The following is a 13,280-nucleotide window of genomic DNA, read 5'->3' as shown; positions in this document are numbered from 1 at the left end:
GATTACTCTCCTTCCGAGGACCACTCGGCCACTACGGCCAGCGTATGGTCCTCGTACTCGCACTTGTCGGGCAACTCGCGGCCCAACCACTCGCGGTAGAAGGTGTCGAGGTCGGGCAGGAATTCAAAGTCGGGCGGGCAGCCACGCGGCACGGCCTCTACTTCGAGCATACTGCCGCAGCCCGGACAGATGTACTCGCGCAACTGCACCCATGCCTCGTCCAGGGCATCGCGGCCACGGTAGATTTCGTCGAGGGCCTCCTGGCTGTCACGCACGTGCACCAGGGCCGACAGCTTCCAGTTTACGCGGTAGTCGCCGTACTCCTGCCCGCACACACACTTGACCACGCGCTCGCCCTTGCGCGCCACTATCATCAGCTGCGGCGTAAGAGGCAGCAGTATGGTGTCGTCCCATGGCACGCGCTCGGCCATTATCTCGAGGAACTTATCAAAGCGGTCGAGATCCTTGGGGCTTTTGAGCATGTCCTGCACGGCCGGCCAGGGCAGCTCCCCGTCCATTAAGCGCGCAATGTCTTCCTTGTGAAATTCGGCCATCGCTCAGCTCCCCTCTTTGCCTGCTTCCGGTAACTCGAAAATAAAATCTTCGGGCAGCCGCCAGAAGGCGCGTAGCTCGTCGCCGTAGCCCGGCGACAACTCCATCGAGCTGCGCCACATCTCGATGACGGCCGGATCCATGTTTTCGCAGGCCTCTACGCGCTTGCGTTCTTCATCCCACCACTGGCGAAACGGTACGGCCTTGCCCTTGCGTTTGTCGCGCAGCTCCTTGCGCTTCCTGGCGGTGGCCTTCTCGTCTACCGTCCAGCGACCGTTGCTCACCGCCACCACCCCGTGCACGCGCTCGGCCACGCCGGCGCGCACCCAGCCCTTGTTGAGATCGTCTTCTACGGCCGCCGGATCGCGGTCCAGGGGGTCGCCCATCGACTGGGCGCCAGACACCGGGTGAACGATGATGTCGTAGTTCTGCAAGGGCTCGGGCGTCACGAAGGGAGCTATGGCCGCGTCTTCGAGTTCACGCGCCTTGACGTTGTTGGAGATCTGCTGGTCCTCGGGGTCACCGCGCTCGTGCACCAGTGGTTTCTGCGCATCTATGAGTTCCTTGACGTTGGTGTCGTGGGCGTAGGCCGGGCGGTCGGGCACCGCCGGGTAAGCACCGTACATGCCGTGGTTCGAAATCGTCTTGCTTCGTATACCGGCGCAACCGCACTGGTACTCGATGCCCGGAGTATTGTGCACCATCCACACGGCGGTGTGACCGAGGCCACCGCGAAAGCGTCCGTAGCCTGCCGAGTCGGGCTCCAGGTTACGGCCCAGGTAGAGAATGGGGTAGTAGAGCTCGGCGATTTCGGCGTTGCCGAAGTCGGCGTTGGGCGTATAGATGCACCAGGCGCTGTTCTCACCATCGGTAAAGCCGCGCGCGGGCGAGCCGTTGCAGGCCTGCTCAAGAGTGAGGCCGGCCACGTACTGGCCGGTCTGGTTAATGCCCGCGAACTCGGCCGTCATGGTGGTGGCCGCGCCGGCGGCCATCTCCTCTATGAAACCGCGCATGTGGTACAACCGCCCGAAAACCTCGTAAAGGCTGCTCATCCACATCACCGCCGGTGCCCAAGCCACTCCCGACGAGGCCGAGAAGTCCTTCTCGAACGGGTTTGCCCAGGAACCACCGGGCGGGGTTTCAACTTCCCAGGAAGCCGACGGCCCCGAGTTGAACATGTCAAAGCCAACTATGTGCGAGTAGCCGTTGAGAAGGCCCGACTTGAGCGCGGTGGGGCTTATGTTCTCGCCGAAAGGCACCGTGCCACTCGCGCCCCGGAGTGAAATGGCCACGTTGGCGTCGGCCTTGATCTCGAGCTCCATGGGCAGGTTGAACAGGCAGTCGATGTCCTGCTTGGCCAGCAGCACGCGCTTGCCCTTCATGGCAAGGTCTTTGAACTGCGACTTGCGTATGCGCCCGGGCACGGTCTGGGTCCTGACGCGGCCCACGGCGTAGCGGCGACTGTCTTCGACGTACTCCTTGCAAGCGTCGCGAAAGAAATCCAGCCCGTACTTGTCGATGACCTCGATGAGTTTTTCGCGCACCGTGATGCAGCCGGCCAGACGCCCGCGCGCGTCGCCCAGCACCCAGTCAGGAGTACGCGTGCGCGACTTGATGCGCATGTCGTACCAGGGGTAAAACTTGTCGGCCTCGCCCACCTTCTCCATGGCGATGCACAGGCCGTCGGAGTAGCAGTCGGGATTGAGAAAACCGATGGAGCCCGGCGTCACCGAACCACAGTCGCTCACGTGCGACACGCAGCTGGTCCAGGCCACCAGCTCGTCGCCGTAAAAGATCGGCATGGCCATGTCGAAGTCGGGCGCGTGGATGCCGCCGTAGTGGGGATCGTTGTTTTCGAAAATGTCGCCCTGGTGAAAGCCCGGGTAGTCCTCGTAGTCGAGCTCGATGAAGTTGCGTATCATGTCGGCCAGCAGGCCGGGGTGGGCGGTGATGCCGCGCGACACGCACACCGCCTCGCCGGTGGGGGTGTGCAGCGCCCACAGGGCGTCGCCACCCTCGGCGGCAATGGGCGAACTGGAAACCTTGCAGCCCACCGACCACGCGGCGTTACAGAGATTAGATAGTATGTGCCACACGGCCTCGTAGGTGCCGGGGTCGCTTTCCTTGCGCTCAAGCTTCTCAAGCCCGAAAAGATGTCCCGTATCGGCCAGCTCCCGGTCGTTGACCCTGAGCTGTTCTTTCAGCTTTAACGCGTTGGCATTGCCCATAATCTGCTTTCCTGTTGCCGCTTTACGGCTAGCGTTCCGGCCGCCACCGGGGAACGAGTGAAACACGTTCTACCCGCCGCGTAATATGTGCAGGGCCGGCGGTTATGGCAACGGCCGGCGGCTTGCCGCTGGCCGTTCGGCGGTCTAACATTCGGGCAACGCCCGGAGGAACAACAGCATGAGCGACACCGCCAACACCACCGATACTGCCAGCACGGACAGCAAGCCCCAGGACAAGGGAGCAGCACCGCCGCGCTGGATTCTCAAGATCATCACCCGCCTGCACGTCATGTTGAGCCGGCTGACCGGCGCGCGCCTGGGCAACACCCTGGGCGGCGACGAGGTCTGCTTTGTCGACATGACCGGTGCCCGCAGCGGCCGCCGACTGACCGTGCCGCTTATGTACGTGCCGCACGGAGACGATGTTTTGCTGGTGGCATCGCTGGGCGGCGCGCCGAAGAATCCCATCTGGTATCACAACATCGTCAAGAACCCGGGCGTCGACATCACTTACCGTGGCCTGCGCAAGAGCTACACGGCCCGCCTGGCCCAGGCCGACGAAAAGCCCGCCATGTGGCCGGTGTGCGACGGTTGCTACGCGCCCTTCGCCGACTACCGCAAGCGAACCACCCGCGACATTCCCATCTTCGTCTGCTCGCCGGTGTAGTAAGAGCGAGCCCGGCTCCTGCCACAAAACATCCCCTGCCTCATGCCCGAACCGTGGATCCTGTTAACCGTAGCGGCTGCCTTCCTGCAGAACATTCGCTCGGCGCTGCAGAAGGATCTCAAGACGAGACTCAGCAACACCGGAGCGACCTACGTCCGCTTCGCTTTTGGCGCACCGTTCGCCCTCGTTTACCTACTGGTGCTGACGGTCGGGCTCGACCACCCGCTGCCGAAGCCGGGCGGCACCTTCTTTTTTTATGGAGCCCTGGGCGGGATCGGCCAGGTGCTTGCCACCGCCACCCTGCTGCACGCATTTTCGTTTAGAAACTTCGCCGTGAGCACCGCCTACCGGAAGACCGAGCCCCTGCAGGCTGCGGCATTCAGCGTTGCCATTCTCGGGGAGTCGGTGGGAGAGCTGGCAGGGATCGGCATACTCGTGTCGGTCGTGGGCGTGTTGTTGCTCACCGTCTCCCGCCAGGACGTAACCCGGCGCCCCCTGCGCAACATTTTCCTGGACCGGGGGGCCGGGCTGGGAATGTTATCGGCCGCACTGTTCGCCCTGGCGGGTGTTTCGTACCGGGCAGCCTCGCTCTCCCTGGTATCCGACGGGGGAGCGTTCCTGCGCGCCGGGTTCACGCTTTCCTGCGTATTAGTGTTCCAGGCCGTGTTAATGACCCTTTACCTCGCGCTGCGTGAGCCCGGACAACTTCGCGAGGTGGGCCGGGCATGGCGACCGTCGCTCTGGGTAGGAATATGCGGCGCATCGGCATCGGTAGGCTGGTTTACCGCGATGACTTTACAGAACGTGGCCTACGTGACCGCGCTCGGGCAGGTGGAACTTCTCTTCGCGATGGCAGCTTCGTGGATATTCTTCCGCGAACGCAGCAACCGCCTCGAACTCGCGGGCATGGCCGTCATGCTTTTCGGTATCGTTATACTGATCCTCGAGAGCTGAGCCCGATCAATCCCGCCGCGGCGGCCAGGGCACGAGCGCCGAGGTGCGCCGGGCGTAGTCGGCGTAGCCCGGCCGTCGAGCGAGACTGCGCTCGTCCATCATGGGAACGCTCGCAAAGACGAACATCAGTATCATTGCCACTGCGCCTACCCCGGTCCACCACCACCCGGGTGCAGCCGCCAGGCCGAACAAGAACAGCGACACCCAGAACAGTATCTCGCCAAGGTAGTTGGGGTGGCGTGAGTAACGCCACAGCCCGCTCGACATGTTTTCGCCCTCGGCGCGCCTGCGTATGAAATTGCGCATCTGTTCGTCGGCGACCAGTTCCAGGGCCACGGCGACCAGGCCAACGACCAGGGCCAGCAGGTCCAGCGCAACGAACTCGCCGCCGCCCAGCACCAGCGCCGGGTAAAGCGGCAGGCAGCCGAGCACCACCTGCAAGGCGGGAAAGAGATCAACGAGAAACAACCGTACGGCCCACCGTGGTAACGGCGTCTTCTCGTAAAGATCAACGTAGCGGAAATCCTCGTGTGTCAGGCCGGGATAGTCGCGGAACCAGTTCAGGGTGAGCCGCAGCGACCACGCCACGACCACCACGAGCACGGCCAGCTGTCGGTCGCTCAGCCCCTCGCCCGCCGCAAGCGTGAGAAAATAAAGCGCGGCGAATGGAGGCAACACGCTCCACCAGGGGTCAAACACCGAGCCGTTGTTGACCGGCAGCATGGCCACGAAGCAGAGCAGCGCGGAGGCGAACAGGCCCGCACTCATGGCCCACAGCGGGGAGAGGTCAAAGGCGCCGAAGGTCCACCAGGCCAGCCCGACCACCAGCTGGTAAACGAGGACGACGTAGGCCATGGAAGCAAAGCGATCCTGGGTGAAAGCGGGTCGGTTCATGCCCCAGCAGTGCCCCCACGCGCGGGCTGACACAACGCCTGCCCGACGCCGGGTGGCTGCAACGCACCGTCTCGTATAGTCAATCGGCGCCCGACAACGGCAAGGAAAACGAAATGCCCGTATTCAAAAACAACGAAACCGAGATCTACTACGAGGAACACGGCGAGGGTTTCCCGCTGCTGCTGCTGGCATCCGGCGGCATGCGCTCCACGCTTGAGATGTGGGACACGCAGCCCTGGAACCCGGTGCCGGCCCTGGCCGAACACTTTCGCGTGATCACCATGGACCAACGCAACGCCGGGCGCTCAACAGCGCCGGTACTGCCCACCGACTCCTGGCAGGTTTATACCGCCGACCAGCTTGCCCTGCTCGACCACCTGGGCGTGAACCGCTTCAGCGTCGTGGGCATGTGCATCGGTGGGTCATTCGGCATGGGGCTCATCGAAGCCGCGCCCGAACGCGTGGCATCGGCCGTACTGTTTCAACCCATAGGCCTCGACGAAACCGGGCCCGGGAATAACCGCGGCGCTTTCCATGAGATGTTCGACCAGTGGGCAAGCCAACTGACGCCCGAGCGGCCCGGGGTCGCGCCGGATACCTGGCAGGCATTCAAGCACGCCATGTACGACGGTGACTTTCTGTTCAACGTGTCACGCGATTTCGTGGCCGGCTGCAACACGCCGCTACTGGTGCTGTGTGGCCGCGACCTGTACCACCCCGAGGCTATCTCCCGCGAGATCGTCGCACTGGCCCCCAACGCAGAGCTGGTGGAGCGATGGAAAGAGCCCGAACACGTAGGGGCCTCCTCGGCGCGGGTGACCGAGTTTCTCAAGCAGCACGGCGGCAACTGAGATTCACCACGGGAAATGCCGCCACCGCGCAGCCCGGTAAGGGCCTGCACCCGACCAGTTGCGAAGGCTCCGCGGTCAATTGCCAGGGCAGGTAGAACCAGTCGCAGGCGAAAAAGGCCTGTAAACACGGGAAAACTTACCAGCAGATCTTTTTTTTGGGTCGGCTTGACAGTCCTATTAATACGTAGTACTACTACTTACTACGTATTAATAGGAGAAAAAAATATGTCTACTGCAGATCACTACACCAGTCCCCCCGAGAACCAGCATTGGGAAGCCGCGCAGTCCTTCGACGCGAACTTCTGCTGGGAGTACGACGACGGCCGAAAGAAACTCCTCGGCCTCTACGACAAGGGCAAAAAACTCCAGTGGAACGCCGCCGAACGCATCGACTGGTCGGTGGATCTTGATCCCGACAACCCCGCAGGACTGCCGGATGAGGTTATCGGCATCTACGGCTCTAAGATCTGGGACGGTATGGACGAAGCCGCACGGGTAAACGTGCGTCGACACTTCCAGGCCTGGCAGATGTCACAATTCCTTCACGGCGAGCAGGGCGCTCTTGTCTGCACCGCCAAGATCGTACAGCAAGTGCCCAACATGGATGCCAAATTCTATGCCGCCACACAGGTGGTCGACGAGGCGCGCCATGTCGAGGCCTACTCGCGGCTTCTGCACGAGAAGTACGAGCTCATTTACCCGATCAACCCGCACCTCAAGTCGCTGCTCGAAGACACCATCTCCGACTCCCGTTGGGATATCACCTATCTCGGCATGCAGGTCCTGATAGAGGGAGTCGCGTTGGCTGCGTTTGGCATGATCCGCGACCACGCGCAGAACCCTCTCGCACAGTCGGTCACCGCCTACGTGATGCAAGACGAGGCGCGCCACGTTGCCTTTGGACGGCTGGCTCTACGGGATTACTATCCGCAGCTCACGGACAAAGAGCGAGACGAGCGCGAGGAGTTTGTAGTGGAAGGCTGCTACCTGTTGCGCGATCGATTCCTGGGCGACGAGATCTGGGCAAATCTTGGCCTCCCGGTAGACGAGTGCAAGGAGGCGACCGAGCGCTCGGAGTTCATGCGCAGCTATCGCTCCGCTCTTTTCAGCCGCATTGTGCCCACGATCAAGGACATCGGCCTGTGGGGACCGCGAGTGCGCAAGGCATACGCCGACATGGGAATCCTCGGATTCGCCGATGCCGACCTGGAGGCACTCGGCCAGCATGATGAAGAGATCGCCCTGCAGTTCGACCAACGCCAGCGTGAAGTCGAGGAGGTTGCTGCGCTCGCCGAGGGGAGCTAGGCTGGAGAGCCCGTGCCCGAAGAACTCCCCACGCAACAGCCTCCCAAGCGGCTCAAGATGAAAGACCTGGAAGAGGCGACCGGGGTCGGGCGCGAGACTATACGGTTCTACCTTAACCAGGGGCTACTGCCCGAACCCGAGCGTCCGGCGAGAAACGTCGCTTGGTACGACGAATCCTTCGTCAAGCGCATCCTCTTCATCAAGGAACTACAAAAAAAGCGTTACCTGCCCCTGAACGTCATTGAGCGCATTGTGGCCGATGACGGCAATCCGTCGGGCGCCGAAATCCAAGCGCTCCTCGAGATTGACGGCAAGCTCTTCCCGCAGATCGAGGGCGCACCCAATGCCAAGCGCGAGCTGGTTCGGGACGCGGTACAGCGACTTGGCTTGCCGGCGAGCGACGTCCACAAGGCAGCCCAGGCACGGGCCATAGAGATCAAATCGCACAACGGCGAGGACTGGATCGAGGACACCTCGCTCGCCATCCTTGAGCTGTGGGCGGAGCTGCGCAGCTCCGGCTTCACGACCGAAGGTGGGTTCGACGCCGACCAGATCGGCCTCTACGTCACCATGGTCGAGTGGCTGGCAAGCCAGGAGCTACGCTTGTTCACCCGCGGTATCGCCGGGCGGGTTGAAAGCGACGAGGCTGCGCGCATGGCCGAGGTCGGGATCGATCTGCTGAACCAGATAATCGGCCTCCTGCGGAAGAAGACGCTCGTCGAACTCATCTCACGGGGTAACCTACCGCCCCACCCGCAGCGCAACCCGGCGTAAGCAAAGCGCGGATCTGTCCCCATAGTCGAGCTGTACCAGCACGGCGGCAACTGAAGGCCGCGGTACTGGCGCAGTTAAGAAAACAACCTCCTGCCAGGAGACCGCAGACGGGACCGACTCAATCGAAATACAGCGCCGGACTGGACTGGGGGTTGCACGGGACTTACAAGCAACTATGCCGGGGCAGGGCTGCCAGTGCCCGGGCAGGCGAGGAGTCGATATGCCTGAAAATACGAAAGCAATGCAGACCAGCTTCACAGCCATGCGCGACGCAAGTCGCGAAGACTACCAGCAGATCGCGCATCACTCGATCGAGTTCGGCTCCGGGTTACCAGGCCGCGTCATGGGGCACCTTGAGATTCTTGCCGGCGACACCGGGGGCTACGCCGTTGACCGACTCACCCACAGCCTGCAGAGTGCTACCCGCGCGCAGCGCGACGGCCGCGACGAGGAGTACGTCGTTTGCGCTTTGCTGCATGACATCGGCGATACGCTCGCGTGCTTTAACCACGCCGATCTCGCCGCGACGATACTGGAACCTTTTGTGAGTGAGAAGAACCACTGGATCGTCAAGCACCACGGCATCTTCCAGGGCTACTACTTCTTTCATCACCTCGACCTGGACCGCGACATGCGCGACCGTTTTCGCGATCACCCCTACTGGAAAGACTGCGCGGAATTCTGTGAGAAATACGACCAGAACAGCTTCGACCCCGCCTATGACACGCTGGCCCTGGAACACTTTGAGCCCCTTGTCGAAAGCGTCTTCGCATCGCTGAAAAAGTCTATATACCTGGAAGGAACGACCGACCAGGCCAGCAACTCAGAATCCCCATAGAGACCAGAAGACCGCCCATGGCCAAACTATTTACAGCAACGTCACTCGACAGTGGGATCGCCGCCAGTCGCTGCAACCGCCTGCTGGTACTCCTACTGGGCCTGCTGGCCATGCAACCGTTTGTAAGCGGGACCCTGGGCAGCGTGATAATAGGTGTCACGTTCCTGTCCGTGATCGGACAGGCGGCGGCCGCGCTAGCCGACAGCGACCGCCACCGGATCACTGTGCTCACGCTCGGGGGCTTATCCACCCTGGCCCTGATCGTACACATAGTACGACCCCTGGGGAGTACCGAGGAATACGCGTTTGTTCCTGCGCTGCTCGCGCTCTTCGTTGCATACGTAGGCTGGACCATGCTGGGATTCGTCGTGAGGGGGAACGCCGACACCAGGACCCGCCTGTCGGCGGCGCTGTGCGTCTACCTGCTTGCCGGCCTGGCCTGGAGCATGATCTACGTAATGGTCTTTCTCATCGACCCGTCCAGCTTCACCGGTGCACCTATACAGGAGCTGGTCGCAAACAGGGCCGACCCGGCTTACACGAGCGACGCGTTCCCAGTTTTTACATACTTCAGTTACGTCACCCTGACCACGCTCGGCTACGGGGACATCACCCCCGTATCGCCGCACGCCAGGACACTGGTCATACTCGAAGCGATCGGCGGCGTACTTTACGTGGGTGTGATGGTTGCCAGCCTGGTGGGTGACCGCTCAACCCAGTCCGTCGAGTGACTCGACATAGCTGGCAGTACACCCTAAAAAGCCCCATCCGCTTTAGTACCGCCATCGCACTTGCAGGTGCCCTGCTGGCCACGGCACCCGCGACCCCATGTTACGCCGCACGGACGATCGACGTCGCGTTCATCATGGACCACCAGCTACAACTGGTCGAAGTCGACGCCATGGTGCGCAAGGAGCTGGAGACACTGCTCGGCGAGGACTTCACTGTACGTTACCCCGAATCAGCCCGCGTGGTTACCGGGGCCGATCCGGTGGTCGCACGCGAAGCGGCCGATAGTTTACTTTCTGACCCTGAGATCGACATTGTTATCGGACTGGGTGCGAGCAGCGCTGTAGAACTCGGCTCGCGCGGCCCACTGGCCAAGCCGGCCTTTGCCGCCCTCGTGTTTGATTCCAAGTTGCTTGGCCTGCCCAGTGATGAAGGGACGAGCGGCGTCACCAACTTCAGCTACGTAACCTCCCCCGTCGATTTCGCTCGCCTGGCAGAGTTCGTGCGCGAGGTCACCACCGCCGACAAGATCGCACTGCTGATAGATGGGCGACACCTGTCAGCCTACCCGGCAATAGCCGACCGCATAAAAACGCTGGCGGGGTCGCTCAACGTTCAGGTAGAACTGGTCTCGGTCGGTGATTCCCTCGCCGGCCTCGCAAACAAAATACCTGCCGACGTTGACGCCGTTATCGCTACACCCCTGCTCCGGTTCACGGCCGAACAGGTGAGTGGGCTGGCAACCGACCTGGTCGCGCGCCGCTTGCCGTCTTTCGCCTTCCTGGGCACGCAAGAAGTTGAACTCGGGTTTCTCGCCAGCAACTCCCCGGATTCGGAGTTCATGCGCATCGCCAGGCGTCTATCTTTGAATGTACAACGCACACTGCTCGGCGATGACGCGGCGGAATTCCCCTTGGCCTTGTCGGCCGACGCCGCGGTTACCATAAACGCGAAGACCGCCGTCGATATCGGCAATGTCCCGGCCTATGACCTTCTTATAAGCGCAAAAATTATTAACGAGGAAGCGCTCAAGGATACCAAGGCAATGACCCTGGCCGAAGCCATGCACAGCAGCGTCCAGGTCAACCTGGACCTGCAGGCCGAGGAACGGGTTGTGGCGGCGGGTCGGTCTGACGTGATGTTGTCCATCGCCAAGTTGCTCCCGCAGGCCCGGGCCTCCTTTCTTGCCACCGTTATCGACGCCGACCGGGCCGCGCAGACCAACGGGCGCACCCCAGAAAAAGACCAGCGGGCCAGGGCTGAGGTCAGCCAGGTAATTTTCGACGAAAAGCTTATGGCCGACGTATCCATACGCAAGCACCTGCTGGCGTCGACAGAGGCGTCCAGGGACCAGGTTCGGCTTGACGTCATCCAGGGGACCGGAATCGCCTTCCTGCAGGTACTGCGCGCCGAGGCCACGCGACGTATCAGGAAAGAGAACGAACGCGTTACGAAGGAGAACCTCAAGCTGGCCGAAACGCGGCGCAAGGTGGGCACGGCCGCGGCAGGCGAAGTATACCGCTGGCGCAGCCAGTTGGCCCGAGATCAAAGGTCGGCAATCTTTGCCTTTCGTGACCGGCGACAGGCCGAAATCGCACTAAACCGCATCCTCGATCGCGATACCGAGTCGCGGATCACGCTCGATCCGGCCGCGCCTCCGGCGGCGATGCACCTGTTCGGCGACGAGCAGGTGCAACAGGCACTGAGCAAGCCCGCGGGTTTCGGAATGATCCGCACGATGCTCGTAGCCGAGGCAATGGGACATTCTCCCGAACTACGAGAAATACAGGAGCAGATTACCGCGCAGCAGCGCGTGCTCGCATCGGCCAGGCGATCGTTCTGGATGCCCACTTTTTCGCTCAACGGGCGCTTTGACCGCGTGGTCGATGAGGGAGGCGACGGATCGGGACTGCGCCTCGACGACGACGACCAGTGGACCGTCGGCATCGAGGCGGGGATCCCCCTGTTCGAGGGTGGCCGGCGAGTCTTTGCGCAACGGCAGGCCTACGACACCCTTTCGGAACTCAGACTGCGCGAGTCGGCGGCCCGCAAGAGGGTAGACGGGGCCGTGAGGACGGCCGCTTTCCAGGCCTGGTCAAGCCTGATGGCAATAGACTTGTCACGAAGCGCGTCGGAATCGGCCGCCCGCAACCTTGAGCTTGTCACCGGCTCCTACAGCCGGGGCGCCGTCTCGGTCGTTGAACTTCTCGACGCTCAGAACGCCGCGACGACCTCGGCCGACGAAGCGGAGAACGCCGTTTTTGACTACCTGGTAGACCTGCTCTCCCTGCAGCGAGAGATCGGGAGATTCTGGTTGTTCCTTTCAGAAGACGAACGCGCCGCCGAACTAAACAGAGCCCATGTTCAACTGGCCGGCCAGGAGGCACGCTGATGCCAATTCGACCAATGATGCTTCCCTCCCTGCTCCTCGTTCTACTCGCGGCCGCATGCACCGAGGCACCGCCACCCCCCGAGAGGCCGGCGAGGCCTGTCGAAGCGATAGTCGTGTCGAAGCCCGGCGTGGACCGCGTGCGGACTTTTTCGGGAACGGTAGAGGCCAACACCACCCTCGAACTGAGCTTTCGCGTCAGCGGACAGCTGGTCAAGGTCAACGTCAACGTCGGTGACATACTCAAAAAAGGTGACACCGTGGCGGTGCTGGACCGTACCGATTTCGAGCTCAAGACACGCGAGGCGCAGGCATCGCTGGCACAGGCGAAGGCCGAGGAAAGAAACGCGCGCGCCAACTATACTCGCATAGGCGACCTGTACGAGGAGCAGAGCGTGTCGCTGACCGATCTGGACGCGGCGCGAGCGCAGGCCGAATCCCGCAAGGCGACGGTTCAATCGCTCGAGCAGAGCCTGGCCCTGGCCAAGCAGCAACTCGAGTATACGACCCTGCTCGCCCCCCAGCGCATGGCGATCACCCAGGTGATCCGTTCCGACAATGAGAACGTTAAGTCCGGTGACCCGGTGGCGGTAGCCGTCTACGGGGAACTGCCCGAAGTGAAAGTAGTGGTGCCGGAGAGCCTGATCTCGCCCATACGCAGGCAGGACCGTGTCGAGGTACGATTTGACGCCATACCCGGCGAGATTGTCGGGGCCGAGGTAACCGAGGTCGGCGTCGCCGCCACGCAGGGTGGCGCAACCTTCCCGGTAACCGTCAGGCTCGACTATAGCGACACCCGGCTGCGCGCAGGCATGGCAGCCAAGGTTGATTTTCGTTTTTCTGCCGGAGTTCACGGGCGACTGGTCGTGCCGGCATACGCGGTGGGGCACGACAGGAAGGGCCACTTCGTCTACGTGCTTGAATCCGGCGAAGACGACACCGCGACCACGAGCAGGGTCGAGGTAACGATAGGCGAGCTCACCGCCCATGGCATAGAAATCACCAGCGGGCTCAGCGGTGGCGAGATCATCGCAAGTGCCGGCGTGCCCAGGATACGCGGAGGAATGAAGGTCCGAGTGCTGCGCACCGACCTCTAGTA

Annotated in this window: 12 protein-coding genes; 9 read left to right on the top strand and 3 right to left on the bottom strand. The window is 62.2% G+C overall.

Translation table 11 applies throughout. The features are described from left to right. Window positions 1-2 precede the first annotated feature (2 nt). Entirely contained in the window at window positions 3-554 is a 552-nt protein-coding gene (locus EYQ35_04865) for an acetone carboxylase subunit gamma (GenBank protein ID HIF63475.1), read from the bottom strand. Between the two features lie 3 nt (window positions 555-557). Continuing rightward, window positions 558-2,780, bottom strand: coding sequence for a hypothetical protein (locus tag EYQ35_04860; GenBank protein ID HIF63474.1), 2,223 nt, complete (start codon window positions 2,778-2,780; stop codon window positions 558-560). A gap of 178 nt (window positions 2,781-2,958) precedes the next feature. Between EYQ35_04860 and EYQ35_04855 the strand changes: the two genes are divergently transcribed. Then, the gene (locus EYQ35_04855; GenBank protein HIF63473.1) at window positions 2,959-3,447 is read left to right on the top strand and encodes a nitroreductase family deazaflavin-dependent oxidoreductase; all 489 of its coding nucleotides are present in this window, start codon (window positions 2,959-2,961) and stop codon (window positions 3,445-3,447) included. 42 nt (window positions 3,448-3,489) lie between these two features. Further along, window positions 3,490-4,401 carry a DMT family transporter gene (locus tag EYQ35_04850; GenBank protein HIF63472.1) on the top strand — a complete coding sequence of 304 codons (912 nt, stop codon included), beginning with the start codon at window positions 3,490-3,492 and terminating at the stop codon, window positions 4,399-4,401. 6 nt (window positions 4,402-4,407) lie between these two features. Here EYQ35_04850 and EYQ35_04845 read toward each other — a convergent pair whose 3' ends face one another. Next, window positions 4,408-5,295, bottom strand: coding sequence for a DUF1295 domain-containing protein (locus EYQ35_04845; GenBank protein HIF63471.1), 888 nt, complete (start codon window positions 5,293-5,295; stop codon window positions 4,408-4,410). A gap of 113 nt (window positions 5,296-5,408) precedes the next feature. Between EYQ35_04845 and EYQ35_04840 the strand changes: the two genes are divergently transcribed. From EYQ35_04840 to EYQ35_04810, 7 genes are all read left to right on the top strand, one after another. Continuing rightward, window positions 5,409-6,146 carry an alpha/beta fold hydrolase gene (locus EYQ35_04840; protein HIF63470.1) on the top strand — a complete coding sequence of 246 codons (738 nt, stop codon included), beginning with the start codon at window positions 5,409-5,411 and terminating at the stop codon, window positions 6,144-6,146. Between the two features lie 225 nt (window positions 6,147-6,371). Then, the gene (locus tag EYQ35_04835) at window positions 6,372-7,451 is read left to right on the top strand and encodes a ferritin-like domain-containing protein (GenBank protein ID HIF63469.1); all 1,080 of its coding nucleotides are present in this window, start codon (window positions 6,372-6,374) and stop codon (window positions 7,449-7,451) included. A 12-nt stretch (window positions 7,452-7,463) separates the two neighbouring features. After that, the gene (locus EYQ35_04830; GenBank protein HIF63468.1) at window positions 7,464-8,225 is read left to right on the top strand and encodes a MerR family transcriptional regulator; all 762 of its coding nucleotides are present in this window, start codon (window positions 7,464-7,466) and stop codon (window positions 8,223-8,225) included. A 241-nt stretch (window positions 8,226-8,466) separates the two neighbouring features. After that, window positions 8,467-9,063 carry an HD domain-containing protein gene (locus tag EYQ35_04825; GenBank protein HIF63467.1) on the top strand — a complete coding sequence of 199 codons (597 nt, stop codon included), beginning with the start codon at window positions 8,467-8,469 and terminating at the stop codon, window positions 9,061-9,063. A gap of 17 nt (window positions 9,064-9,080) precedes the next feature. Next, window positions 9,081-9,794 (top strand): two pore domain potassium channel family protein, encoded by a 714-nt coding sequence (locus EYQ35_04820; GenBank protein ID HIF63466.1) that lies wholly within the window; start codon window positions 9,081-9,083, stop codon window positions 9,792-9,794. 134 nt (window positions 9,795-9,928) lie between these two features. Next, window positions 9,929-12,184 carry a TolC family protein gene (locus EYQ35_04815; protein HIF63465.1) on the top strand — a complete coding sequence of 752 codons (2,256 nt, stop codon included), beginning with the start codon at window positions 9,929-9,931 and terminating at the stop codon, window positions 12,182-12,184. Next, window positions 12,184-13,278, top strand: coding sequence for an efflux RND transporter periplasmic adaptor subunit (locus tag EYQ35_04810; GenBank protein HIF63464.1), 1,095 nt, complete (start codon window positions 12,184-12,186; stop codon window positions 13,276-13,278). The genes EYQ35_04815 and EYQ35_04810 overlap by 1 nt, the downstream gene beginning before the upstream one ends. Window positions 13,279-13,280 lie beyond the last annotated feature (2 nt).

This window comes from Candidatus Binatota bacterium, from assembly GCA_012960245.1.
GTDB lineage: Bacteria > Desulfobacterota > Binatia > UBA1149 > UBA1149 > UBA1149.
The sequence above is the reverse complement of the archived record's forward strand: the minus strand, read 5'-3'. Positions and strand labels throughout refer to the sequence as shown.

Excerpts from the sequence above, each read along its gene's own strand:
- EYQ35_04850 (HIF63472.1), top strand. The coding sequence starts at position 3,490 with ATGCCCGAACCGTGGATCCTGTTAACCGTAGCGGCTGCCTTCCTGCAG.
- EYQ35_04860 (HIF63474.1), bottom strand. The coding sequence starts at position 2,780 with ATGGGCAATGCCAACGCGTTAAAGCTGAAAGAACAGCTCAGGGTCAAC.
- EYQ35_04840 (HIF63470.1), top strand. The coding sequence starts at position 5,409 with ATGCCCGTATTCAAAAACAACGAAACCGAGATCTACTACGAGGAACAC.
- EYQ35_04835 (HIF63469.1), top strand. The coding sequence starts at position 6,372 with ATGTCTACTGCAGATCACTACACCAGTCCCCCCGAGAACCAGCATTGG.
- EYQ35_04865 (HIF63475.1), bottom strand. The coding sequence starts at position 554 with ATGGCCGAATTTCACAAGGAAGACATTGCGCGCTTAATGGACGGGGAG.
- EYQ35_04825 (HIF63467.1), top strand. The coding sequence starts at position 8,467 with ATGCAGACCAGCTTCACAGCCATGCGCGACGCAAGTCGCGAAGACTAC.
- EYQ35_04855 (HIF63473.1), top strand. The coding sequence starts at position 2,959 with ATGAGCGACACCGCCAACACCACCGATACTGCCAGCACGGACAGCAAG.
- EYQ35_04815 (HIF63465.1), top strand. The coding sequence starts at position 9,929 with ATGGACCACCAGCTACAACTGGTCGAAGTCGACGCCATGGTGCGCAAG.
- EYQ35_04845 (HIF63471.1), bottom strand. The coding sequence starts at position 5,295 with ATGAACCGACCCGCTTTCACCCAGGATCGCTTTGCTTCCATGGCCTAC.
- EYQ35_04820 (HIF63466.1), top strand. The coding sequence starts at position 9,081 with ATGGCCAAACTATTTACAGCAACGTCACTCGACAGTGGGATCGCCGCC.
- EYQ35_04810 (HIF63464.1), top strand. The coding sequence starts at position 12,184 with ATGCCAATTCGACCAATGATGCTTCCCTCCCTGCTCCTCGTTCTACTC.